At 70.3% G+C, this 22856-nt stretch carries 19 protein-coding genes; 3 read left to right on the forward strand and 16 right to left on the reverse strand.

All coding sequences use genetic code 11. From position 1 onward, the window contains the following. Positions 1 to 327: 327 nt before the first annotated feature. The 13 genes from EDF63_RS14020 to otsA form a co-directional block, all read right to left on the reverse strand. A complete protein-coding gene (locus EDF63_RS14020; protein WP_111085932.1) occupies positions 328 to 1098 on the reverse strand; it encodes a fumarylacetoacetate hydrolase family protein in 771 nt (256 codons plus the stop codon). Positions 1099 to 1128: 30 nt separating this feature from the next. Continuing rightward, positions 1129 to 2238, reverse strand: a complete 1110-nt coding sequence (locus EDF63_RS14025) for a branched-chain amino acid aminotransferase (RefSeq protein ID WP_123313665.1) — start codon at positions 2236 to 2238, stop codon at positions 1129 to 1131. Between the two features lie 15 nt (positions 2239 to 2253). Continuing rightward, on the reverse strand, positions 2254 to 3324 hold the full coding sequence (locus EDF63_RS14030; protein ID WP_123313666.1) for a 3-isopropylmalate dehydrogenase: 1071 nt from the start codon (positions 3322 to 3324) through the stop codon (positions 2254 to 2256). Continuing rightward, positions 3324 to 4913: a phosphoglycerate dehydrogenase gene (serA, locus tag EDF63_RS14035; protein WP_123313667.1), complete on the reverse strand. Its 1590-nt coding sequence runs from the start codon at positions 4911 to 4913 to the stop codon at positions 3324 to 3326. Before serA ends, EDF63_RS14030 begins: the two co-directional genes overlap by 1 nt. 78 nt (positions 4914 to 4991) lie before the next feature. Beyond that, complete coding sequence (locus EDF63_RS14040; RefSeq protein ID WP_123313668.1) at positions 4992 to 5372, reverse strand: hypothetical protein; 381 nt, start codon at positions 5370 to 5372, stop codon at positions 4992 to 4994. Beyond that, positions 5369 to 5833 carry a hypothetical protein gene (locus EDF63_RS14045; RefSeq protein ID WP_111085937.1) on the reverse strand — a complete coding sequence of 155 codons (465 nt, stop codon included), beginning with the start codon at positions 5831 to 5833 and terminating at the stop codon, positions 5369 to 5371. The genes EDF63_RS14040 and EDF63_RS14045 overlap by 4 nt, the downstream gene beginning before the upstream one ends. A gap of 61 nt (positions 5834 to 5894) precedes the next feature. Beyond that, positions 5895 to 7085: a mannitol-1-phosphate 5-dehydrogenase gene (locus EDF63_RS14050; protein ID WP_123313669.1), complete on the reverse strand. Its 1191-nt coding sequence runs from the start codon at positions 7083 to 7085 to the stop codon at positions 5895 to 5897. Positions 7086 to 7297: 212 nt separating this feature from the next. Next, positions 7298 to 8323, reverse strand: a complete 1026-nt coding sequence (ilvC, locus tag EDF63_RS14055; RefSeq protein ID WP_123313670.1) for a ketol-acid reductoisomerase — start codon at positions 8321 to 8323, stop codon at positions 7298 to 7300. Positions 8324 to 8374: 51 nt separating this feature from the next. Further along, positions 8375 to 8875 carry an acetolactate synthase small subunit gene (gene ilvN, locus EDF63_RS14060; RefSeq protein ID WP_022907763.1) on the reverse strand — a complete coding sequence of 167 codons (501 nt, stop codon included), beginning with the start codon at positions 8873 to 8875 and terminating at the stop codon, positions 8375 to 8377. After that, entirely contained in the window at positions 8872 to 10695 is a 1824-nt protein-coding gene (locus EDF63_RS14065; RefSeq protein ID WP_123313671.1) for an acetolactate synthase large subunit, read from the reverse strand. The genes ilvN and EDF63_RS14065 overlap by 4 nt, the downstream gene beginning before the upstream one ends. Before the next feature lie 47 nt (positions 10696 to 10742). Next, a complete protein-coding gene (ilvD, locus tag EDF63_RS14070; RefSeq protein ID WP_123292267.1) occupies positions 10743 to 12437 on the reverse strand; it encodes a dihydroxy-acid dehydratase in 1695 nt (564 codons plus the stop codon). 92 nt (positions 12438 to 12529) lie between these two features. Then, positions 12530 to 13327, reverse strand: a complete 798-nt coding sequence (gene otsB, locus EDF63_RS14075) for a trehalose-phosphatase (protein ID WP_123313672.1) — start codon at positions 13325 to 13327, stop codon at positions 12530 to 12532. After that, positions 13320 to 14912 (reverse strand): alpha,alpha-trehalose-phosphate synthase (UDP-forming), encoded by a 1593-nt coding sequence (gene otsA / locus EDF63_RS14080; RefSeq protein WP_123313673.1) that lies wholly within the window; start codon positions 14910 to 14912, stop codon positions 13320 to 13322. The genes otsB and otsA overlap by 8 nt, the downstream gene beginning before the upstream one ends. A 135-nt stretch (positions 14913 to 15047) precedes the next feature. On the opposite strand from otsA, the gene EDF63_RS14085 reads away from it, so the two are divergent. Both EDF63_RS14085 and EDF63_RS14090 read left to right on the forward strand, forming a co-directional pair. After that, positions 15048 to 17660, forward strand: coding sequence for a hypothetical protein (locus tag EDF63_RS14085; RefSeq protein ID WP_123313674.1), 2613 nt, complete (start codon positions 15048 to 15050; stop codon positions 17658 to 17660). Positions 17661 to 17722: 62 nt separating this feature from the next. Then, a complete protein-coding gene (locus tag EDF63_RS14090) occupies positions 17723 to 18691 on the forward strand; it encodes a magnesium transporter CorA family protein (RefSeq protein WP_123313675.1) in 969 nt (322 codons plus the stop codon). Between the two features lie 369 nt (positions 18692 to 19060). Here EDF63_RS14090 and EDF63_RS14095 read toward each other — a convergent pair whose 3' ends face one another. Beyond that, complete coding sequence (locus EDF63_RS14095) at positions 19061 to 20212, reverse strand: SLC13 family permease (RefSeq protein WP_123313676.1); 1152 nt, start codon at positions 20210 to 20212, stop codon at positions 19061 to 19063. A gap of 93 nt (positions 20213 to 20305) precedes the next feature. On the opposite strand from EDF63_RS14095, the gene EDF63_RS14100 reads away from it, so the two are divergent. Next, positions 20306 to 20497 (forward strand): hypothetical protein, encoded by a 192-nt coding sequence (locus tag EDF63_RS14100; RefSeq protein WP_111085947.1) that lies wholly within the window; start codon positions 20306 to 20308, stop codon positions 20495 to 20497. Between the two features lie 163 nt (positions 20498 to 20660). Here the strand turns inward: EDF63_RS14100 and EDF63_RS14105 are convergent, their stop codons facing one another. Continuing rightward, positions 20661 to 21824 (reverse strand): mechanosensitive ion channel family protein, encoded by a 1164-nt coding sequence (locus tag EDF63_RS14105; RefSeq protein ID WP_123313677.1) that lies wholly within the window; start codon positions 21822 to 21824, stop codon positions 20661 to 20663. A gap of 107 nt (positions 21825 to 21931) precedes the next feature. Next, complete coding sequence (locus EDF63_RS14110) at positions 21932 to 22846, reverse strand: glycine betaine ABC transporter substrate-binding protein (protein ID WP_123313678.1); 915 nt, start codon at positions 22844 to 22846, stop codon at positions 21932 to 21934. Between the last annotated feature and the right edge of the window lie 10 nt (positions 22847 to 22856).

Here is a 22856-nt window from a genome sequence, read left to right on the forward strand (position 1 = left end):
AATAAATTGGCATTGACAATGTGCACGCTGTTGAGTTCTCAAGGACCAGACGCACTCCCCCGCTCGACACCCGAAGATGCTCCGCCAGAGAGGCTATGAAATCCGCTGCCCGGGGAAGAACCGTGGCGGACAAGATCTCCGGGTGAACCCAGTGACCGTCTCAGCCGTTCCGTTCTCCGCCGCCGTGGCAACGAGTGATTACTTTACGCAGGGCCGGACGGCTGCGCCAAGCCAGGCGGCATCCCGGGCGTGTCGCCCTGATCGGCTCGCGGACGCGGAACGGCCCGCTCCCCCAGAGGGAACGGGCCGTTGCCGTGACGAGCCGGGTCAGTGGCGAGCGATCACGGGGTTCTTGAGTGTGCCGATACCGGAGATCGTCACCTCGACGACCTCGCCGTCGCGGATCTGACCGACGCCCGCCGGGGTACCGGTCAGGATGACGTCGCCGGGCAGCAGGGTCCAGATCGACGACACGAACTCGACCAGCGACGGGATGTCGTGGACCATCTCGTTCGTCGAGCCCGCCTGACGCAGGTCGCCGTCCACCCGGGTCTCGATGCGGATGTCCGACGGGTCGATCTCGGTCTCGATGACCGGGCCGAGCGGGCAGAACGTGTCGAACCCCTTCGACCGCGTCCACTGGCCGTCGCGGGCCTGCAGGTCGCGGGCCGTCACGTCGTTCGCGATCGTGTACCCGAGGACGACGCTCGCGAAGTCCTCGCGCCGGACGTTCTTGGCGAGCGAACCGATCACGATGGCGAGTTCGCCCTCGTGGTCGACGCGACCGATGTCGGCCGGCAGCCGGATGGGCTCGTCGGGCCCGATCACCGAGGTGTTCGGCTTGAGGAACACCACCGGGTCGTCGCCGGCGCGCTCGTCCATCTCCGAGGCGTGCTCGAGGTAGTTGAGCCCCACCCCGATGACCTTCGACCGCGGGATGACTGGGGCGAGGAGCTTGGCGTCGGCGAGTGCGACGCGCTCCCCCGTGGTCTCGAACCCCTGGTACATGGGGTCTCCGGCGAGCACCACCAGGTGCCGTTCGTCGAGGATGCCGTACCGGGGGTCTTCACCCTTGCTGCTGAACCGTGCGATCTTCACCGTTCGACCCTACCCACGCCCGAGCGTCGATCAGGACGCGTCGGTCAGCTTCGTCATCCACCCGTGCGGGTCGGGACGACGGCCGTACTGGATGTCGGTGAGCTCGTCGCGCAGGGACATGGTGAGTTCCCCGGCGCCCTCGGTCGGCGACCCGATCGTGAAGCCCTCGCCGCGGAGTTCCGCGATCGGGGTCACGACGGCGGCCGTCCCGCACGCGAACGCCTCCGTGATGGAGCCGTCGGCCACACCGTCGCGCCATTCGTCGAGGGTCACGCGGCGCTTCTCGACCGTGAGGCCGCGGTCCTCCGCCAGCTGCAGGATCGAGTCGCGCGTGATGCCCTCGAGGATGGAGTCGGAGTCGGGCGTGACGAGCGTTCCGTCGGATCGCACGAGCACGACGTTCATGCCGCCCAGCTCTTCGAGGTACTTGCCCTCGACCGAGTCGAGGAACATGACCTGCTGGCACCCGTGCTCGTACGCCTCTTGCTGGGGCAGCAGCGACGACGCGTAGTTGCCGCCCGTCTTGGCGGCACCGGTCCCGCCCTTGCCCGCGCGGGCGTACTGGGTGGACAGCCAGATCGAGACCGGCTTCGGGCCGGAGGTGAAGTACGCCCCTGCCGGGCTGGCGATGCAGTGGTAGGCCACCGCCTGGGCCGCCCGCACCCCCAGGAACGACTCGGTCGCGATCATGAAGGGCCGCAGGTACAGGCTCGTCTCGGGCGCGGACGGCACCCAGTCGACGTCGGCCTGCACGAGCTGCCGGATCGACTCGACGAACGCCTCGACCGGCAGTTCCGGCAGCGCCAGCCGGCGGGCAGACCGCTGGAACCGGCGAGCGTTGGCGTCCGGGCGGAACGACCACACCGAGCCGTCCGCGTGCCGGTACGCCTTGAGCCCCTCGAAGATCTCCTGCGCGTAGTGCAGCACGCTGGCGCTCGGGTCGAGCATGAGCGGCCCGTACGGGTGGATCGAGGCGCTGTGCCAGCCGTCATCGAGCGTCCACTCGACGGTGGCCATGTGGTCCGTGAAGTGCTTGCCGAAGCCCGGGTCGGCAAGGATCTCCTCGCGCTCGGCTGCGGCGCGACGGTCCGCGGACGGGGTGGTGGCGAACTCGAGTCCGAAGGCGGTGTCGGTGCTCATGTGGAGGGCTCCTTCTCAGGCGGTGGTGGTGCGTGCCGTGGCCGCGGCGGCGATGGCGTCGCCGATCTCGGCTGTGCGACGCTGCGTGGTGCCCCGGTCTGCCAGGTCCGCCTCGACGGCCCGCGTCACCGCCGTCGCGAGGTCGCTGCGGCCGATGTGGTCCAGCAGCAGGGCGACGGAGAGGATGGCGGCCGTTGGATCGGCCTTCTGCTGACCCGCGATGTCCGGCGCGGAGCCGTGGACCGGCTCGAACATGCTGGGGAAGGTGCCGTCCGGGTTGATGTTGCCCGAGGCCGCCAGACCGATGCCGCCGCTGATCGCGCCGGCCAGGTCGGTGATGATGTCGCCGAAGAGGTTGTCGGTGACGATGACGTCGAACCTAGCAGGTTCCCTCACCATGTGGATCGTCACCGCGTCGACGTGCTGGTAGTCCACCGTGACGTCCGGGAACTCCGCACCGACGGCCGCGACCGTGCGCTGCCACAGGGCGCCAGCGTGCACCAGGACGTTGCTCTTGTGCACGAGCGTCAGGTGCTTCCGTGCCCGACGGTCCGCCAGGTCGAAGGCGTACCGCACGACCCGCTCGACACCGAACGCGGTGTTCAGCGAGACCTCGGTCGCGATCTCCTGCGGAGTCCCCGTCCGGATCGCACCGCCGTTGCCGACGTACGGCCCCTCGGTGCCCTCGCGCACGACGACGAAGTCGACCGCGCCCGGTGCGGCGAGCGGCGTCGCGACGGCGTCGTACACCTTGGTCGGCCGCAGGTTGACGTAGTGGTCGAACGCGAAGCGCAGCTTCAGCAGGAGTCCACGCTCGATGATCCCACCGGCCAGGCGGGGGTCGCGGGGGTCCCCACCGACCGCGCCGAGCAGGATCGCGTCGTGCGATGCGATGGCGGACATGTCGTCCTCGGTGAGGATCTCACCGGTCTCGAGGTACCGCGTCGCGCCGAGGGAGAAGGGGGTCTCCTCGATGACGAGGTCGTCCGGGGTCACGGCGTGCAGGACCTTGAGCGCCTCGTCGACGACCTCTGGCCCGATGCCGTCCCCGCGGATCACCGCGAGCTTGAGCGTCCGGACGTCCATCAGAGCGTGATGTCGATCTCGCGGAGCGAGGAGGCGTCGATGGCCCGGCCGACGTGCTCGAGGATCTCGGCGGGCACCGGGGAGTCGACGGTCAGGACGCTGAGCGCCTGTCCGCCGGCGGCTTCGCGCGAGATCTGCATCGCCGCGATGTTGATGCCGGCCTCGCCGAACTCCTTGCCGTAGACCGCGACGATGCCGGGGCGGTCGACGTACTCCATGACGACGTGGTGCCGGTCGAGCGGGACCTCGACGTCGTGGCCGTTGATCTCGACGAGCTTCTCGACCTGCTTCGGACCGGTGAGCGTGCCGGAGACGCTGATCGCCGGTCCGTCGGACTGGGCGCCGCGGATCGTGAGCACGTTGCGGTACTCGGGGCTGTCGGTCTCGGTGATGAGCCGCACGGTGACGCCGCGCTGCTCCGCGATGAGCGGGGCGTTGACGTACGACACCTGGTCGCTGACGACGTCGGTGAAGACGCCCTTGAGCGCTGCGAGCTTGAGCACGCTGACGTCGTACTCGGCGAGCTCGCCGTGGACCTCGACGTCGATGCTCGTCACGGGCGAGGTGGCGAGGGCCGTGAAGACCTGACCGAGCTTCTCGACCAGCGGGATGCCCGGACGGACGTACGGGTCGATGACGCCACCGGCGACGTTGACCGCGTCCGGCACGAGCTCGCCGCCGAGCGCGAGGCGCACCGACTTCGCGACCGAGACGCCGGCCTTCTCCTGCGCTTCGTCGGTCGAGGCGCCGAGGTGCGGCGTGACGACGACGTTGGGCAGCGAGACGAGCGGGGAGTCCTTCGGCGGCTCCGACACGAAGACGTCGAGTCCGGCGCCCGCGATGGTGTTCGCGGTCAGCGCGCGGTGCAGGGCGTCCTCGTCGATCAGACCGCCGCGGGCGACGTTGACGACGAACGCCGTCGGCTTCATGAGCGCGAACTGGTCGTCCGAGATCATGCCGAGGGTCTCGGGGGTGCGCGGCATGTGGATCGTGACGAAGTCGGCACGCCGCAGCAGGTCGTCGAGGGAGACGAGCTCGACCCCGAGCTGCTGGGCGCGAGCCGTCGTGACGTAGGGGTCGTAGGCGATGACCTGGACGCCGAAGGCCTGCAGGCGCTGCGTGATGAGCGCGCCGATGCGGCCGAGACCGATGATCCCGACGGTCTTCTCGTAGAGCTCGACGCCCGTGTAGGACGAGCGCTTCCAGGCGCCGTCGGCCAGCGACGCGTGCGCGGCCGGGATGTGGCGGGCGAGCGACAGGATGTGCCCGACGGTGAGCTCGGCGGCGGAGATGATGTTCGACGTCGGCGCGTTCACCACCATCACACCGGCGGTGGTCGCCGCCTTGATGTCGACGTTGTCCAGGCCGACACCGGCACGGGCGACGACCTTGAGGTTCGGGGCCGCGGCGATCGCCTCGGCATCGACCTTGGTGGCGGAACGCACCAGCACGGCATCCGCGTCGGCGAGGGCCGACAGGAGCGCGGGCCGGTCGGTGCCGTCCACGTTCCGGATCTCGAAGTCGGGCCCGAGGGCGTCGACCGTGGCGGGCGAGAGTTCTTCGGCGATCAGGACGACCGGCTTCGACACAGCTGCTGTTTCCTCACGAGAGACGGTTGGTATCCCACCATGCTATCGACGTGCGCGGTCCGTTACGACCGCGCTCGTCTAGAACTGCAGCAGGCTCGGCACGAACAGCTGCAGGTCGAGCCACAGCGCGCCGGCCGCCGCGAAGGCGAGGACGAACACGGCGACGGTCACGGTCAGCCGCGCACGACGCGTGATCACCAGGGCGGCCACGAACGCGACGGGGGCGATCAGGATGTCCAGGACCAGCCACAGCCAGGGCGTGCTCGCCTGCAGCGATTCCCCGCCCGAGGTCGTCGCGAGGAAGGCGTTGAACTCGTCCACCCGCTGCGAGATCTGCGTGAGGTTCCCCACCGCCTGCACCGTCATGTAGGCGAACAGCACCGCGAACACGACCCAGACGGCGACGCGGCCGACGATCGGGCCGGGCGACCGGCGTGCGGCCGGCGTCGCGGCGGTCACCCGAAGCTCCGCGTCAGCAGGAACGGCCACGGGAACAGCACGACGGCACCGAGCAGCATCCAGAGCAGTCGCGTCCGGGTCCGGCTGCCCCGGGCGGCCCACAGCACGACCGTGAACCACAGCGCCGGCGCGAGGATGGCGAGGAACCGGAGCACCTCGACGAAGACCGTCAGGACGGTGTCGACACCCGAGACGTACGACGTGGACGCCGTCAGCAGCCAGGCGACGGTGTAGAGCAGGTAGAGCCCACCGAACACGCCGAACCCGACGAGTGCGCCGGAGGTCTCCGGTGCCTCGGGGTCGCGGTCGCCACGGTCCTTGACGGCGACCGGGTTGTGCGCGGCGTCGACGTGGGTGGCGTCGTCGGCGTCACCCCAGCTGAGCGCCTCGTCGTCGTGGTCGACGGCGTTCGTCACGTCCGGGTCGACCGACCCGTCGGGTGGGGATGCTGCCGTGTTCATGCCTCGATCCTACGAGGGACCAGCGCTCGGGGAGACCACGGGTTCCCGGTGAGACGACCGCTCAGGCGTCGGCGGGCTGCGTCTGGAGCACCTCGGCGACGACCTCGCGCACGGCGGGGAACAGCGGGTGGCTCTCCATCAGTCCGGTGAGGATCTCGGTGAGCGCGTGCGCCGTCGCGCCGGAGCGGAGCAGCGCGTGCAGCTCGATCGACTCCGGGTCGTTCTCGTCGTCGAACGCGAGCGCGACGCGGACGGCACCGAGCAGGTGACCGACGGGCAGGCCGCGTTCGGCGAGCTGTGCGGCCGGACCGACGAACCGCTCGCGTCGGCCGAGCTTGCGGAGCGGGTTCCGTCCGACGCGCACGGTGGTGTCGGGCAGGTGCGGGTTCGCGATGCGCGAGAGGTTCGCCGCGACGTAGCGCGCGTGCTCCTCCGGGTCGAAGCCGTGCTTCGCCACGAGCAGCGCGGTGGTCTCGGCGAGGACACCGTCGACCTCGGCACGGACGGCGTCGTCCTCGAGGGCTTCACGGATCAGCCGGATGCCGCGGACGTAGCCGTGGTAGGCGGCCGTCGCGTGCGCGGTGTTGACCGTGTAGAGCTTGCGCTCGACGAAGGGCTGCAGGTCGTCGACCCACGTGACGCCCTCGATCGTCGGGGGTTCGGCGTCGGAGCCGAGGAACGGCGTGCGCTCGATGACCCACTCGTAGAAGGGCTCGAGGACGACGTCGAGGCCACCGGACTGGCCGAGCACGCCGGACTGGTCGGGGACGATGCGGTCGATCGCGCAGTTCGCGAAGACGGCGGCGATGTCGCGGTCCTCGAGCACCGGCGCACGACGGATGCTCGCGTGCAGGGAGTCGGTGGCGTTGAACGCGTTCTCGCACGCCACGACCGTCACGTCGCCACGCTCGAGCGGCCGGGCCGCGAGCCCCTCGGCGATGAGCGGCGCGACGAGCGGGAGTGTGCGAGCGCCGACGGCGGTCGTCACGACGTCCGCCTCGGCGATGGCCTGGACCACGCGGTCGCGGTCGGTCTTGCTGCTGAGCGCCCGGAAGCCGTAGACGAGGTGCTCGACCGGCATCTCGCCGACCTCGTGCACCACGAAGCGTCCGGCTTCGTTCAACGCGGACACCACACGGTCGTCGACGTCGACGAAGGTGAGCTCGTAGCCGCTCGCCACGAGGAACTGGCCCACGAACCCGCGCCCGATCTTGCCGGCGCCGATGTGGACCGCTCGTTTCGTCACCGCCATCCGATGATCATCCCATGCTGGTCGGTCCGCCCCTGACCGCACGTGCGGATCACGGCCGACGGCTGTCGCGCATCGTCCGGGCGCACGCCGAAGGGACGCCGGTCCACGGCGTCGGGGCTGGAGAAGAGCTGCTGCATAACGTTCGGGTCACGTCGCGAGGCGGCGGTGCAAGGGCTGCACCGCCGCCTCGTCATCGAGTGTTCCTCGGAAGACTACCGCGCTGCGGAGCCGTCCACGTAGTCGCCGTCGTTCTGCTTCCACGCGAAGAGCGCGCGCAGCTCGCGGCCGGTCGCCTCGATCGGGTGGCCCTCGCCCTTGGCGCGGAGCGCCTTGAACTCGGGGGCACCGGCGTCCTGGTCGTCGATGAAGCGCTTCGCGAAGGCACCGTTCTGGATGTCCGCGAGCACCGCCTTCATGTTCTCCTTGACGTCGGGCGAGATCACGCGCGGGCCGGAGACGTAGTCACCGAACTCGGCGGTGTCGGAGATCGACCAGCGCTGCTTGGTGAGGCCGCCCTCCCAGATCAGGTCGACGATCAGCTTGAGCTCGTGCAGGACCTCGAAGTACGCGATCTGCGGCTGGTAGCCCGCCTCGACGAGGGTCTCGAAGCCGTACTGGATGAGCTGCGAGGTGCCACCGCACAGGACGGCCTGCTCGCCGAACAGGTCGGTCTCGGTCTCCTCGGTGAAGGTCGTCTTGATGCCGCCCGAGCGCAGACCGCCGATGGCCTTGGAGTACGACCACGCGAGGTCCCAGGCGGAACCCGACGCGTCGACCTCGACGGCGACGATGACGGGGACGCCGCGGCCGGCCTCGTACTCGCGACGGACGGTGTGACCCGGGCCCTTCGGGGCGACGAGCGACACGTCGACGCCCTCGGGTGCCTCGATGTAGCCGAAGCGGATGTTGAAGCCGTGGCCGAAGACGAGGGTCGCGCCCGGCTTGAGGTTCGGGCGGATGTCCTCGGCGTAGACGATGCGCTGGACCTGGTCCGGCGCGAGGATGACGACGACGTCGGCCCAGGCGGTGACGTCGGCCGGGGTGAGGACCTCGAAACCGGCCTCTTCGGCCTTCTGGCGGCTCTTCGAGCCCTCCTTGAGGCCGATCTTGACCTCGACACCCGAGTCACGGAGGTTGAGGGCGTGGGCGTGGCCCTGCGAGCCGTAGCCGATGACGGCGACCTTCTTGCCCTGGATGAGCGTCAGGTCGGCGTCGGCGTCGTACACGATGTCAGTCACGAGGGTGTGTCTCCTTGGTTCTGGTGGTCTGTGGGGGTGGCGGACCGCTGGTCAGCGCACCCGGTCGGTGATGCTCTTCGGTCCGCGTCCCATGCCGAGCAGGCCCGCGCGGGCCAGCTCCTTGATGCCGTAGGGCTCGAGGACGCGGAGGATCGCCTGGATCTTGCCGGGGTCTCCGGTCACCTCGACGATGAGCGAGTCGTTCGCGACGTCGACGACCTGTGCGCGGAACAGGTTCACTGCCTCGAGCACGGCCGACCGCGTCTGGTTGTCGACGCGGACCTTCACGAGCATGTGCTCGCGCTGGACGGACTGCGAGAAGTCCAGTTCGACGATCTTGATGACGTTGACGAGCTTGTTGAGCTGCTTCGTCACCTGCTCGAGCGGGAGGTCCTCGACGTCGACGACGACGGTGATCCGGCTGAGGCCGTCGACCTCGGTGTTGCCGACGGCGAGCGACTCGATGTTGAACCCGCGGCGGGCGAACAGTCCGGCGACGCGGGTCAGCAGACCGGGCTTGTCCTCGACGAGGAGGGACAGGACGTGGCTCATGCGGTTTCCCCCGTCATGTCGGCGTCCTCGTCGTCCCAGGTGGGTGCGAGGGCCTGGGCGTACTCGATGGACGAGTTGCTGACTCCCTGCGGGACCATCGGCCACACCATCGAGTCACGGCTCACGACGAAGTCGATCACCACGGGGCGGTCGTTCGTCTCGAGCGCGAGCTGGATGGCCGCGTCGACCTCGTCCGCCTTCTCGACGCGGATGCCGAGGGCGCCGTACGCGTCGGCCAGCTTCACGAAGTCGGGCACGCGGCGCGAGTCGTGGCCGGTCTCGAGGTCGGTGAACGAGTGGCGGCCGTCGTAGAACAGCGTCTGCCACTGCCGCACCATGCCGAGCGACGAGTTGTTGATGATCGCGACCTTGATCGGGATGTCGTTGATGACGCAGGTCGCGAGTTCCTGGTTCGTCATCTGGAAGCAGCCGTCGCCGTCGATCGCCCAGACCACACGGTCCGGCTCGGCGACCTTCGCACCCATCGCCGCGGGGACGGAGTAGCCCATCGTGCCCGCGCCGCCGGAGTTCAGCCACGCGTTCGGGCGCTCGTACTTGATGAACTGCGCCGACCACATCTGGTGCTGCCCGACACCGGAGGCGTAGACCGCCTCGGGACCGGAGAGCTCGCCGATGCGCTTGATGATGGCCTGCGGGGCGAGCAGACCGTCGGTCGGCTCCGCGTACCCGAGCGGGAAGTCGACCTTGAGCTGGTGGAGCTTCGCCCACCAGTCGGCCGTCGAGGCGCGGTCGTCGACGGCGATGCCGCCCCAGGCGTCGAGCAGGTCGACCAGGACCTCCTTCGCGTCGCCCACGATCGGGACGTCGGCGAAGCGGATCTTCGAGATCTCGGCGGGGTCGATGTCGACGTGGACGACCTTGGCGTTCGGCGCGAACTCGTCGGCCTTGCCGGTCACGCGGTCGTCGAACCGGGCGCCGAGCGCGATGATGAGGTCGCTGTCCTGCAGCCCGAGCACCGCCGGGACGGTGCCGTGCATGCCGGGCATGCCGAGGTGCTGCGGGTGCGAGTCGGGGAAGGCCCCTCGTGCCATCAGCGTCGTCACGACGGGTGCACCCGTCGCCTCGGCGAAGCGGAGGAGCTCGGCGGTCGCGCGGGAGCGGATGACGCCACCACCGACGTAGAGCACCGGGCGCTCGGCCTCGGCCAGGAGCTGCGCGGCCGCGGTGATCTGCTTGCCGTGCGCCTTGGTGACCGGCCGGTAGCCCGGCAGGTCGATCTTGGGCGGCCAGACGTAGGGCGCCGACTTCTGCTGGGCGTCCTTCGTGATGTCCACCAGCACAGGGCCGGGGCGACCGGTCGTCGCGATGAGGTGCGCCGCGGCCAGGGTCGCGGGCACGTCGGCCGGGTCGGTGACCAGGAACGAGTGCTTCGTGATCGGCATCGTGATGCCGACGATGTCGGCTTCCTGGAACGCGTCGGTCCCCATCAGCGTCGAGAACACCTGGCCGGTGATCGCGATGAACGGCACCGAGTCCATGTAGGCGTCGGCGATCGCCGTGACGAGGTTCGTCGCGCCGGGGCCCGACGTCGCGATGGCGACGCCGACCTTGCCGGACGCCGAGGCGTAGCCCTCGGCGGCGTGGCCGGCGCCCTGCTCGTGGCGGACGAGGATGTGGCGGATCGTCTTCGACGCCATGAGCTCGTCGTAGAACGGGATGATCGCACCGCCGGGCAGGCCGAAGACGTCGGTGATCCCGAGGTGCTCGAGCGTCCGGAGGACGGCTCCCGAGCCGGTCAGGATCTCCGGCGACCGGCGTGCACCGGCGGCCGCGGACAGCGGAGTTGCTTCCGTGGGCATGAGGTGGTCCTTGCCTGGAGAGGTGGCGATGGTGCGTGTGTCGAACGCTAGCCCGTGACCGCGCCCTGGGCGGCGGACTTCACGAGCTTGGCGTACTTCGCGAGGACTCCGCGGGTGTAGCGCGGGGGCAGCGGGGCCCAGCCGTCACGGCGGGCCTCCAGCTCGGTCGGGTCGACCAGTAGGTCGAGCGAGCGAGCCGCGATGTCGACACGGATGCGGTCGCCATCGCGCACGAAGGCAACTGGACCTGCGTCCACTGCCTCGGGTGCGATGTGGCCGATGCACAGGCCGGTTGTGCCGCCTGAGAATCGTCCGTCGGTCAAGAGTAGTACATCCTTGCCGAGGCCCGCGCCCTTGATGGCCGCGGTGATGGCGAGCATCTCGCGCATGCCCGGGCCGCCCTTGGGGCCCTCGTAGCGGATGACGACGACGTCGCCCTTCTGGATCTTCCCCTCGGTGAGGGCGTCCATCGCGGCGCGCTCGCGGTCGAACACCCGTGCGGGGCCCTCGAACACCTCGGCGTCGAAGCCCGCGGTCTTCACCACGGCACCCTCGGGGGCGAAGGTCCCCTGCAGGACCGTCAGGCCGCCGGTCTCGTGGATCGGGTTGTCGAGCGTGCGGAAGACCTCGCCGTCGAGCGCCGGCGGGTCGATCTCGGCCAGGTTCTCGGCGACGGTCTTGCCCGTCACGGTGAGGCAGTCGCCGTGCAGCAGGCCGGCGTCGAGCAGCGCCTTCATGATCACCGGGATGCCGCCGTTGCGGTCCACGTCGACCATGACGTACTTGCCGAAGGGCTTCATGTCGGCCAGGTGCGGGACCTTCGAACCGATGCGGTTGAAGTCGTCCAGCGAGAGCTCGACCTCGGCCTCGTAGGCGATGGCGAGCAGGTGCAGGATGACGTTCGTCGAACCACCGAGCGCCATCGCGACGGCGATCGCGTTCTCGAAGGCTTCCTTCGTGAGGATCTGGCGAGCGGTGATGCCGTGCTCGAGCATGTTGACGACGGCCTCGCCGGAGCGGTGCGCGTAGTAGTCACGGCGGCGGTCGGCGCTCGGCGGGGCGGCGGAGCCCGGCAGCGACATGCCGAGGGCCTCGGCCACGCTCGCCATGGTGTTGGCCGTGTACATGCCACCGCAGGCGCCCTCGCCCGGGACGATGGCACACTCGATCTTCTTCAGCTCTTCCTCGGACATGGTGCCGGCCTTGCAGGCACCGACGCCCTCGAAGGAGTCGATGATCGTGACTTCCTTCATCGTGCCGTCGGCCTGCTTCACGTAGCCCGGCATGACCGAGCCCGCGTAGAGGAACACGCTCGCCAGGTCGAGGCGCGCGGCGGCCATGAGCATGCCCGGCAGGGACTTGTCGCAGCCGGCGAGCAGGACGGTGCCGTCCAGGCGCTCGGCGTTGACGACGGTCTCGACGCTGTCGGCGATGACCTCACGCGAGACGAGCGAGAAGTGCATGCCCTCGTGGCCCATCGAGATGCCGTCCGAGACCGAGATGGTGCCGAACTGCAGCGGGTAGCCACCACCGGAGTGGACGCCTTCCTTGGCGCCCTGCGCGAGGCGGTCGAGCGAGAGGTTGCAGGGCGTGATCTCGTTCCACGAGGACGCGATGCCGATCTGCGGCTTGCTCCAGTCCTCGTCTCCCATACCGACGGCCCGCAGCATGCCACGCGAGGTGGTTGCTTCGATCCCGTCGGTGACGACCCGGCTGCGCGGCTTGACGTCGATATCAGGCATGGAGCGAGTCTAGGACGCTTTGGGATACCAGTTGGACATCAACATGCGTTCGCATGTTCTGGAGCCCGACCGGGAGGCCCGGATCACCCTGGTCAGCGCGTCGCACGCAGGCGAGCGAGCTGCTTCAGGACGCCGGTCAGGGCCGCCGGGTCCGCGATGCGGTACCCGGCACGGGTCTCCCCCGGACCCACCTTCACGCCGACGTCACCGTCGCCGAGCACGCGGAAGCCGTCCTCGTCGGTGACGTCGTCACCGGCGAAGAACACCGCGTCGGCACCGTGGAGCTCGCGCAGCCGCGCGATGGCGTCGCCCTTGGTGACGTGCCGGACGGCGAACTCGACGATGTCCTTGCCGCCGCGTTCGAGCACGTCGGGGTCGGCCTCGTGCGCCGCTCGGCTCGCATCGGCGTTCGCCTGCGCGGCGACCTCGGCGCTCACCCGACGGGTGTGCACGCCGTGGCCGGCCGGCTTGTGCTCGATGACCACGCCCGGGTGGCGGGCGCCGACCTCGTCGAGCGCCGCACCGATCCGTGCGACCCGTGCGACCTCGTCGTCGGTGAGGGCCGCCTCGTCGTGGCCGTCCACGCGCCACTCGACGCCGTGCGACCCGACGAGCGCCATGTCCTGCGGCGCGTGCGACACGGCCGCGAGGCTGCCGAGCGGACGGCCCGAGACGAGCACCACCTCGGTGTCCTTCGCGCGGTGCAGCGTGAGGACCGCGGCCCAGGACCCCGGCAGGGCGCCGACCTGCGACGGCTCGTCGGCGAAGGGCGCGAGCGTGCCGTCGAAGTCGAGGGCGACGATCACGCGCCCGGCGCGGCCCAGTGCGTCCAGCGCGGCGTCGAGCCCTGGAGCCGCCGTCTCGTCGACGTGCGTGGTGTGCTCAGTCATCACGTGCCTCCCGGGTGTCCTCGGCAGCCCTGGCGGACTGCGCGTCCTGGTCGAAGATCGACATGTTGTCGGTCTGCGCCTCACGGTGTCGGTCCGCCGGGTCGACGGCGGACGGGTCGAGCTGGGCGTTCCGCGGGGCGTGGCGGTCGAGCGCCTCGAGGAACGAGCGCGACCAGCGCGCGACGTCGTTGTCCCGGACCCGCTTGCGGAGCGCACGCATCCGCGTGGAGCGCTCGCGGCGCGGCATCTCGATCGCGCGCTCGATGCTGTCCTTCAACGCGCCGATGTCGTGCGGGTTGACGATGACGGCCTGCTTCAGTTCGTCGGCGGCGCCGGCGAACTCGGACAGGATGAGCACCCCGTCGCTGTCGAACCGCGCCGCGACGTACTCCTTGGCGACGAGGTTCATGCCGTCCCGCAGCGCGGTGACGAGCATGATGTCGGCCGCCAGGTAGAGCGCCACCATCTCCTCGCGCGGGTAGCCGTGGTGCAGGTACGAGATCGGCTGGTGGCCGATGACCCCGAGGTCGCCGTTGATGCGGCCGACGCTCAGCTCGATCTCGTCGCGGAGCGTGGCGTAGGTGTCGACGCGCTCGCGGCTCGGGCTGGCGACCTGGATGAGCGCAGCGTCCTCGACCTTGATGCGGCCGTCCTCGACGAGCTCGCCGAAGGCCTTGATGCGGTGCCGGATGCCCTTGGTGTAGTCGAGACGGTCGACCCCGAGCAGGACCGTCTTCGGGTTGCCGAGGCTCTCGCGGATCTCGCGGGCACGCTCCTGCACCTCGGGTCGGCGGGCGATCGCCTCGAAGCTCTCGGCGTCGATCGAGATCGGGAAGTGGCGGGCCTCGACGTGGCGGACCGTGATGCCCTTGCGGCTGCGCGGGGCGTCCGGGTCGTCGACGGGCACGTCGATCGTCTGCCCCTTCGTCGTGTAGCCCTTGATGTGGCGGACCGCGCGGAGGAAGTCGCTCGCGTCGTCGTGGCGCTGGAAGCCGATGACGTCGGCGCCGAGCAGACCGTCGAGGATCTGCGCGCGCCACGGCAGCTGGGCGTAGATGCCGACGGGCGGGAACGGGATGTGGTTGAAGAACCCGATCGTCAGGTCGGGACGCTTGGCACGGAGCAACGCCGGGACGAGCTGCAGCTGGTAGTCCTGCACCCAGACGATGCCGTCCTGCTCGGTGATCTCGGCGATCTGGGTCGCGAAGCGCTCGTTGACCCGCTTGTACGCGTTCCACCAGTCGCGGTGGTAGCTCGGGTGCTCGATGACGTCGTGGTACAGCGGCCAGAGCGTGTCGTTGCTGAAGCCCTCGTAGTACTCCTCGACGTCCTCGGCGGACAGCGGGACCGGCACGATGTGGATGCCCTCGTTGTCGAACGGCTCGACCTCGACCTCGGGCTGGCCGACCCAGCCGACCCAGGCGCCGTCGTTCGCGCGCATCACGGGTTCGAGTGCGGTGACGAGGCCACCCGGCGAGTGCCGCCATCCCTCGTTGCCGTCCTGGTCGACGACCCGGTCCACCGGGAGGCGGTTCGAGGCGACGACGAAGGCGTACTTGGTGGACGAAGGAGAAGGTGCAGACACGGGTCGGAATCTACCAGCGCCCGGACAGCGGATTCACGGCGGATCGGCGGTTCCGGTACGCTACGTGTGCGTGTCGGGGGGACACGGGTGCTGGCGTGCGGCATCGGCCTCCCGGTCGGAGAGGACCCACCAGCCATGAGCGAGAACCCACCGAACCCGCCCGTTCCGCCCCTCCAGCCGGGACAGCCGGGCCAGCCGGGTCAGACCGCGCCGGGCGCCCCGCAGCCGTCCGACGCCTTCGGCCGTCTGCTGCGGTCGGTGACCGGCCGCGACTGGCTGGCGTCCGTGCTCGCCGCCGTCGGCGGCTGGGTCGCCGCCTACGTCGTGGCCGCGATCTCGTTGCTCCTCACCGTCGCCGTGCTCGCGGCCGGCGGATCGGGATCCGCTTCCGTCGGATCGGGATCGACCGGCAGCACGCCCGACCTCGGCTCCGGGAGCACGCCCGACGTCCAGTCGCTGCTCTCCGGGGTCAGCGTCCTGCTCGGCACGCCCGCCCAGCTGGTCGCCCTCGCCGACCTGGGCCGTCTGCACCTGTCCGGCTCGATCGGCTTCCTCGGGTCGGGGTCCGGCGCGCTCGCCGTCGTCCCGGTGCTCGTGCTCGCGGCACAGGTCGTGCTGGCCGTCGTCCTCACCCGTCGGATCCGCAGCCGCGACCTCGGGCGCACCCCGATCGTGCTGACCGCCGTCCTATCCGGGCTGGTCACCACGGTGCTGACCAACGCCGCCGCGGGCATCCTGGCCATCCGGTTCCCCGCCGTTCCGGGCGCGGCCATCGACCCCGTGCACGCGGTCGGCCTCGGCAGCATCCTCGGCGCCTTCGTGATCGGCGCACTCGCCGCGGTGCTCGCACGTCCGTCGGCGCTCCTCGGCCGGAACGTGTTCGCCGGTCGTGTCCTCGGCACCCTTCGCGTCGCGGCGTCCCAGCTCACGGTGCTCGTCGTGCTGGTGACCGTCGTCGTCATCGTCGTCGCCCTGATCGGGCAGCCCTCGTGGGGTGCGGCGCTGCCGGTGCTCGTCGGCAACGTCGCGGTCGCCCTCACCGCCCTCGGGTTCCTCGGCGGCGTCGGGCTGTCCGGCTTCGGCTCGGCCGGGAGCACGGCGTCGGTCTTCGGCGGCGCCGGCGGCTGGACCTGGCTCGTCGTCCTGCTCGTCGTCGTGACCTCGGTCGTCGCGGGCCTCGCGCTCGCCGTCCGCCGCAACGACCGGTTCCGCACCACGCTGGACTGGGTCGTGACCCCGGTCGTGTGGTTCGCCCTGGGGCTGCTGCTCTTCGTGCTCGGCACCGGTCTGGTGTCGTACCAGGCGACGGGCGTCAGCGCGGTCAGCGGCAGTGGTTCGGTCGGGATCGCCCCGTGGACGCCGCTGGTGTTCGCCCTCTGGGGCGGCGCGATCGAGGCCGTGGCACGGTACCTCGCACCCGTGCTGCTCCCCCGCCTCGGCGGTGGCGTCGTGCTGCGGACGTCGCGCCTCGTCGGTGCCGACCCGCGTCCGGCGGCCGCGCCGGTGTTCCCGGCAGCGGGATCGCCGGCCCCCGGAACGTCCCCGGTGGCGGGATCGCCCGCACCCGGCACGTACCCGCCTGCCGGCTCGGCTGCGCCCGGCACGTACCCGCCCGCCGGCTCGGCTGCGCCCGGCACGTACTCGCCTGCCGGTGCGGCTGCTCCGGGGGGGTTCCCGGCCCCGACCGCGGACCCGACCGGCGCGGCGTGGTCGGCGACCCCCGGTGTCGGCCACCCCGGCCAGCCCGCGCAGCCGTTCGTCGGCGGTGGTGCGCCCGCACCCGCTCCGATGTCGCCGCGCGCCAAGAAGATCCTGGTCCGCTCGCTCATCGCCGGCGGCGCCGTGGTCGTCGTCGTCATCGCGGGCGCCGTCACCACCGGGGTGCTCCGCGCCAACGTGTGGGGTCCGGCCCCGACCGTGAAGTCGTACGTGCAGGCCATCGCGAGCGGTGACGCGGACGCCGCCGCACGACTCAGCGAGGTGCCGTCCGACGCCGCCATGCTCGACACCGCGGTGCTGAAGAGCGCGAAGGACCGCCCGTCGGACATCCGCGTCGGCCGCGTGTCGACGAGCGGTGACAGTGCCCTCGCCACCGTCAGCTACACCCAGGACGGGAAGAACCGCTCCGGCCAGGTCAGCCTGCGGCGCACCGGCACCTCCTTCCTGGTGAAGGACGAGTGGCGCGTCACCGAGCCGCTCGCCCAGACCGTCACCCTGACCGCGTCCGAGGTGCTCGAGGGCGCCCCGGTGACGGTCGGCGGCAAGGAGATCGGCGAGATCAGCGACGGCCGGTTCACCTCCCTCGCCTACCCCGGCACGTACGAGGTCGAGGTCGGCGGGACGAAGTACTTCACCGGCGGAACCGAGCAGGTGTCGGTCGGGGCGACGTCCTCCGGGTACGTCGACTTCTCGCCGACCGCGACGAAGGCGCTGCAGCAGGACGCCGAGCAGTACGTGTCCGACCTGATCGACGACTGCGCCACGAAGACCGACCTCAGCGCGCTGAGCGGGTGCCCCTGGTACGGCCCGTACGACGCCGACGGTGCCGTCCGCTACGACGTCACGACGATGCCGGAGGTCGAGGTCGAGGCCTCCGCTTCGGGCACGGTCATGGTGCAGAGCACGAAGGACGGCGTCGTCGAGTACGACTACACCTCGTACTTCGGGGACAAGGAGCACGGCGAGGACAGCTTCGACGTGAACCAGTACCTGAAGGTGGAGGACGGGAAGCTCGTCTCCGCGTACTGACGGACGCACCACGACGGCCGGCCTGGGATCCCCGGGCCGGCCGTCTCACTAGGCTGACGCGCATGGTCAGGACACGGGCGTGGCGGGGCGGCGACGCGACGGAGCAGGACTTCCCGGTCGACCGGATCTCGGACGTCATCGCCGACTCGGGCATCGTCTGGGTCGACTACACCGACCCCACGCACGCCGACCTCGAGCAGGTCGAAGCGGAACTCGGCATCCACGCCCTGGCCGTCGAGGACGCCGTCGAGCACGGCCAGCGCGCCAAGCTCGACCGCTACCGGGACAGCCTGTTCCTGGTCGTCTACGACGTCGGCGGGCTCGGCGACGACGGCGAACTCGTCACGCACGAGGTCAAGGCGTTCGTCACCGAGCACGCCCTCGTCACCATCCACGGCGCCGACGTGGACACCTCGGCGATGGAGCACCGGCTCACGGCGAACGCCGACATCGCCGGCCACGGGGTCCCGTGGCTCGTGTGGGCACTGCTCGATGCCGTCGTCGACCACGCCACCGACACCGTCGAGGACATCGAACGGCGCATCGACGACCTCGAGGACGACCTGTTCGAACGGGGCAACGCCCGCGAGCAGCAGATCCAACGCAGGTCGTTCCGTCTGCGCAAGGCCCTCGGCGTGCTCCGGCGCCTCGTCGTCCCGACCCGCGACAGTGTCGCCTCGCTGCTGCACGGCGACGCGGAGACGATCGCGGACGGCATCCGACCGTACTTCCGCGACGTCGAGGACCACCTGGTGTCGATCTCGGACTCCGTCGAGCAGCTGCGCGACGCCGTCTCGAGCGTCCTGGACACGAACCTCAACCTGTCGTCGAACCGACAGAACACCGTGATGAAGAAGGTGACGAGCTGGGCCGCGATCATCGCCGTGCCCACCGCGATCACGGGCGCCTTCGGCATGAACGTCGCGTTCCCCGGCGAGGGGCACTGGTCCGGTCTGTCCCTGTCCGTCGGTCTCGCCGTGGTCTCGTCGCTGCTGCTCTACGTCTCGTTCAAGCGGCGCGACTGGCTCTGACCGCCCGCAGCCGTCGCACGGTGCGAGGTTGTTCGGCCGGTGCGAGCTCGGTCTGTTGACCGCTGCGGATGGGAAGGAACGGCACCGTGCAGGCTTCGCTGCGCCGTGCGCGACTGACCGCACCGTGCGCCACCACGAGCTCGCACCAGGCAGCCGGCACCGCACCGAACGACCGAACACGCACCGTGCGACGCAGTGAACCGTGCGCCACCCAGCGCGCGCACGGTGCGAGGTTGTTCGGCCGGTGCACGACTGACCGCGCCGTGCGCCACCACGAGCTCGCACCAGGCAGCCGGCACCGCACCGAACGACCGAACACGCACGGTGCGATCGGCACCCACGGTCCGATCGGTGACCGGCGACCCCGCCTCAGATCGCGAGCGCGAGCACCCCGGCGACCACGGTGAGCGGCGCCGCGATGCAGCCGAGCAGCATGTACTTCCCCCACGACAGGTGCACGCCCTCGGCCGACAGCCGTGCGTGCCACAGCAGGGTCGCGAGCGACGCCCACGGTGTCACGAGGCACCCGGCGTTCACGCCGATGAGGAGCGCGGCGTACCGCACGGCCTCGTGCCCGGCGGCCGGCTCGAGCACCAGGTACGCGGGCAGGTTGTCGATCGCGTTCGCCGCCACCGCTCCCCCGCCGCCGAGCAGCAGGAGGGGCCCGGTCCCGGTGCCGTCGCCGAGCGCCTGCACGAGCGGGTCGGTGAGCCCCGTGCTGTGCAGGGTCTCGACGACCACGAACAGCCCGGCGGCGAAGAGCAGCGTCGACCACGGCACGCGCGACGGCCGGAGTTCGGTCGGCGACCGGAAGGCCGCGACGACGACGAGCACGAGGGCACCGGCGACGGCCGCGATCCACACCGTCACCCCGGCGGTCAGCGCCACGACGAGCGCGACGAGCACGGCCGACGCCGCCCAGAACGACACCGGGTCGGACGGACGGCGCACCGAGACCGGCGTGTAGCGCCCGAAGAGCTTGCCGCGGAACACCACGAGCAGGACGACGCACGGCACGACGACACCGGCGACCGCCGGCCAGGCCATCAGCCCGGCGAAGGGCAGCGGTCCGCCCAGACCCATCCGGTCGACGGCGAGCAGGTTCGTCAGGTTCGACACCGGCAGCAGCAGGGACGCGGTGTTCGCGAGCCAGACGGTGGTCAGCGCGAACGGCATGGGCGGCAGACCCACCCGCCGCGCCAACGAGATGACGATCGGGGTGAGCAGCACCGCGGTGGTGTCGATGGACAGGAACACGGTGCAGAGCACGGCGAGGACGACGACCGCGCCCCACAGCCCGATCGTGCGTCCGCCGCCGACCCGCGCGGCGACGTCGGCGAGTCGGTCGAACACGCCGGCGTCCGCGGCGAGCTCGGCGACGATCGTCAGCCCGAGGACGAACCCGAGGACGGGCAGGACCCGCTCGGCCAGGACCCCGAGGTCGTCGAGCGGCAGCAGCCCGAGGGCGACGCAGACCGCGCCGATGACGAGCAGCACTGCTCCGATGACGGCCTGACGCACGGGCGCTCCTCCACGAGTGCGCCGGGCAGGGTGTCCGGCGGCGCTCCAATGTACTGACCGGTAGCGTTGGGAGCACGACGACAGGAGGCCTCTGTGCGCAAGTTCATGTTCAACGGTGCGGTGTGGAGTTCGCTCATCAGCGGCTACAGCGTGCTCCAGACCACCCGCCAGGGACCCCGCGACTGGCGGCTCGCCCTGACGTGGGTCGCGTGGATCGCGACCACGATCGTGGCGATCGGCACGGTGGTCGAGGACGACCGCGCCGTCAAGGCGCGCCAGCCGTAGGTCCAGGCCGCGACCACACGACGGACGGGAGGCCCGTGGCGGATCCGCCACGGGCCTCCCGTCCGTCGTCAGCCCCGTCCACGGCACCTGGTTCCGGACACGGAACCACGCGATCCCGCGGTGCTGTGTCCGGAACCTGGTTCCGCAGCGCCGGTCGCGCCCGTCAGCGCTCCGACGGCGGGATGTCGGACGTCTGGATCGGGCCGGTGAAGAGCGCCGCGCGGTCCTCCTGGCCCGGCGCGAACAGCGCGGAGTCGGCAGCGGTCGAGGCCGTGCGCCGCCGCGGCGCCGTCTCGTCGACCATGAGCACGCGTTGGACCGGCAGGGCGTCGGGGTGGGTGCGCTGGATCCACTCGACGAGCTCCTCGCGGATGTAGCAGCGCAGGTCGAACAGCGACGGGGCGTCGTGCGACGTCGCGAGGACCCGTACCCGCACGTACCCCTGCACGGCGTCGGTCACCTGCAGCACCTTGACGCGGCGGTCCCACAGCTCGGTGCGGTCGAGGATGCGGTCGAGCTCCTCGCGCATCTCACCCGGCCGGACCCGCCAGTCCAGGTCCATCTCGACGGCGCCGAGCAGTTCGCTGTTCGTGCGCGTCCAGTTCTCGAACGGCGTGCTCGTGAAGTACGTCGACGGCAGCACGAAGCGCCGGTCGTCCCACAGGTGCACGACCACGTAGGTGAGGGTGATCTCCTCGATCCGCCCCCACTGCTGCTCGACCACGACGACGTCGTCGACGCGGATCGACCCGGAGAACGCGAGCTGCATGCCCGCGAAGACGTTGCCGAGCGTCGACTGCGCTGCCAGACCGGCGACGACCGAGATGAGTCCGGCGCTCGCGAGCACGCTCGCGCCCGCCGCCTCGACGCCGTCGAAGGTGAGCAGGATCGCGCCGACGGCGATGATGACGAGGACGGCGACGGTCAGCCGTCGGATGATCAGGACCTGCGTGCGGATGCGGCGAGCCTGCCGGTTGTCGGGGACGTCGATGCGGAACCGGTGCAGACCGAGGTCCTCGAGGAAGATCGCGATCTGGCACGCCAGCCAGCAGCCCACGGCGATCGTGACGATCAGGAAGCCGTGCACGACCTCGTCGCGCCACGGGTACGCGTCGGCGTCGCGCGGGACGCTCGAGGTGAACGCGATCCAGAGCAGGACCACGAGCAGGGTGGTGCGGAACGGGTGCTTCGCCCGCCGCGAGAGCACGCCGGCCCACCGTTCCCGGCGCGCGATCGTCCGGAGCACCAGGTGCAGGACGACCGCGGCGGCGGCGGTGATGAGGAGGGCGAACCCGATCGCGACGAGGAGTCGGAGGAGGATGTCCATCCCTCCATCGAAGCAACGCACGACAGCCGTCGTTCAGGAACCCGGCCACGCACGCGACGAGGCCCGGTGCGCACGACGCGCACCAGGCCTCCTGTCCGACCTGCTGACTACTCGCCGGACGTGAGCGAATCGACGAAGTCCTGGTGCTCGGAAGCCCACTTCTCCGTGATCGCGGGGTACTCACTGGCCTTCGCGCCGCTGTTCACGAGCGCGTTCTCGAGCGAGTAGAGGGTGTCGGAGTCCATCGCGAAGTCCTCCATCCACTTCGACGCCTGCGGGAACTCGTCGGCGAAGTCCTTCTTGGCGATCGTGTGGATCTCCTCGTTCTTGCCGAGCGCACCCTTCGGGTCCTCCAGGTCCTTGATCGGGAAGGCGTCGTACGCCCAGTGCGGACGCCACAGCGTCACGACGACGTCCTCCTTCTTCGCGATCGAGGCCTTGAGGTCGGCGAGCATCGCCGGCGTCGAACTCGTGATGAAGTCCATGCCGTCCAGCCCGTACTGCGGGATGACCTGCTCGGACACGACCTTCGTCTCACCGGCGGCGGGCTCGATGCCGATGATCTTGTTGCCGAAGTCGGACGCGTGCGCCTTGAGCTCGTCGATCGAGTCGATGTCCGAGTACTCCGGCACGGCGAGTTCCAGGGACGCCTGTTCGTTCCAGGCGCCGAGGTCCGTCAGGTCCTTGCCGTACGTGTCCATGTACTCCTTGTGCGTGTTCGGCAGCCAGGTGTCGAACACGACGTCGTAGTCGCCGGATGCCAGGCCCGTGTAGGCCGGCGCGACGTCGGAGTTCGTCAGCTGGACGTCGTAGCCCTTCTGCTCGAGCACGTACTTCCAGAGGTAGCTGGCGGCGGTGTCCTCGTCCCAGCCGTTGAAGACGACGACGTGCATCGACTTCTGGTCGCCGTTGTCGACGGTGCCGGAGGCCCCGTAGTACCCGGGCGGCATGCACGCGGACAGGCCGACGGCGGTGGCGACGGCGAGGACGGCCGCCGCGAGGGTGCGCTTGGTTCGCTTCATGATCTGTTCC

This window comes from Curtobacterium sp. JUb34, from assembly GCF_003755065.1.
Classification (GTDB): domain Bacteria; phylum Actinomycetota; class Actinomycetes; order Actinomycetales; family Microbacteriaceae; genus Curtobacterium.

Coding starts and splice junctions, on each gene's coding strand:
- EDF63_RS14025 (WP_123313665.1), bottom strand. CDS start 2,238: ATGAGCACCGACACCGCCTTCGGACTCGAGTTCGCCACCACCCCGTCC.
- EDF63_RS14030 (WP_123313666.1), bottom strand. CDS start 3,324: ATGGACGTCCGGACGCTCAAGCTCGCGGTGATCCGCGGGGACGGCATC.
- EDF63_RS14045 (WP_111085937.1), bottom strand. CDS start 5,833: ATGAACACGGCAGCATCCCCACCCGACGGGTCGGTCGACCCGGACGTG.
- EDF63_RS14050 (WP_123313669.1), bottom strand. CDS start 7,085: ATGGCGGTGACGAAACGAGCGGTCCACATCGGCGCCGGCAAGATCGGG.
- ilvN (WP_022907763.1), bottom strand. CDS start 8,875: ATGAGCCACGTCCTGTCCCTCCTCGTCGAGGACAAGCCCGGTCTGCTG.
- EDF63_RS14065 (WP_123313671.1), bottom strand. CDS start 10,695: ATGCCCACGGAAGCAACTCCGCTGTCCGCGGCCGCCGGTGCACGCCGG.
- ilvD (WP_123292267.1), bottom strand. CDS start 12,437: ATGCCTGATATCGACGTCAAGCCGCGCAGCCGGGTCGTCACCGACGGG.
- otsB (WP_123313672.1), bottom strand. CDS start 13,327: ATGACTGAGCACACCACGCACGTCGACGAGACGGCGGCTCCAGGGCTC.
- EDF63_RS14085 (WP_123313674.1), top strand. CDS start 15,048: ATGAGCGAGAACCCACCGAACCCGCCCGTTCCGCCCCTCCAGCCGGGA.
- EDF63_RS14090 (WP_123313675.1), top strand. CDS start 17,723: ATGGTCAGGACACGGGCGTGGCGGGGCGGCGACGCGACGGAGCAGGAC.
- EDF63_RS14105 (WP_123313677.1), bottom strand. CDS start 21,824: ATGGACATCCTCCTCCGACTCCTCGTCGCGATCGGGTTCGCCCTCCTC.
- EDF63_RS14110 (WP_123313678.1), bottom strand. CDS start 22,846: ATGAAGCGAACCAAGCGCACCCTCGCGGCGGCCGTCCTCGCCGTCGCC.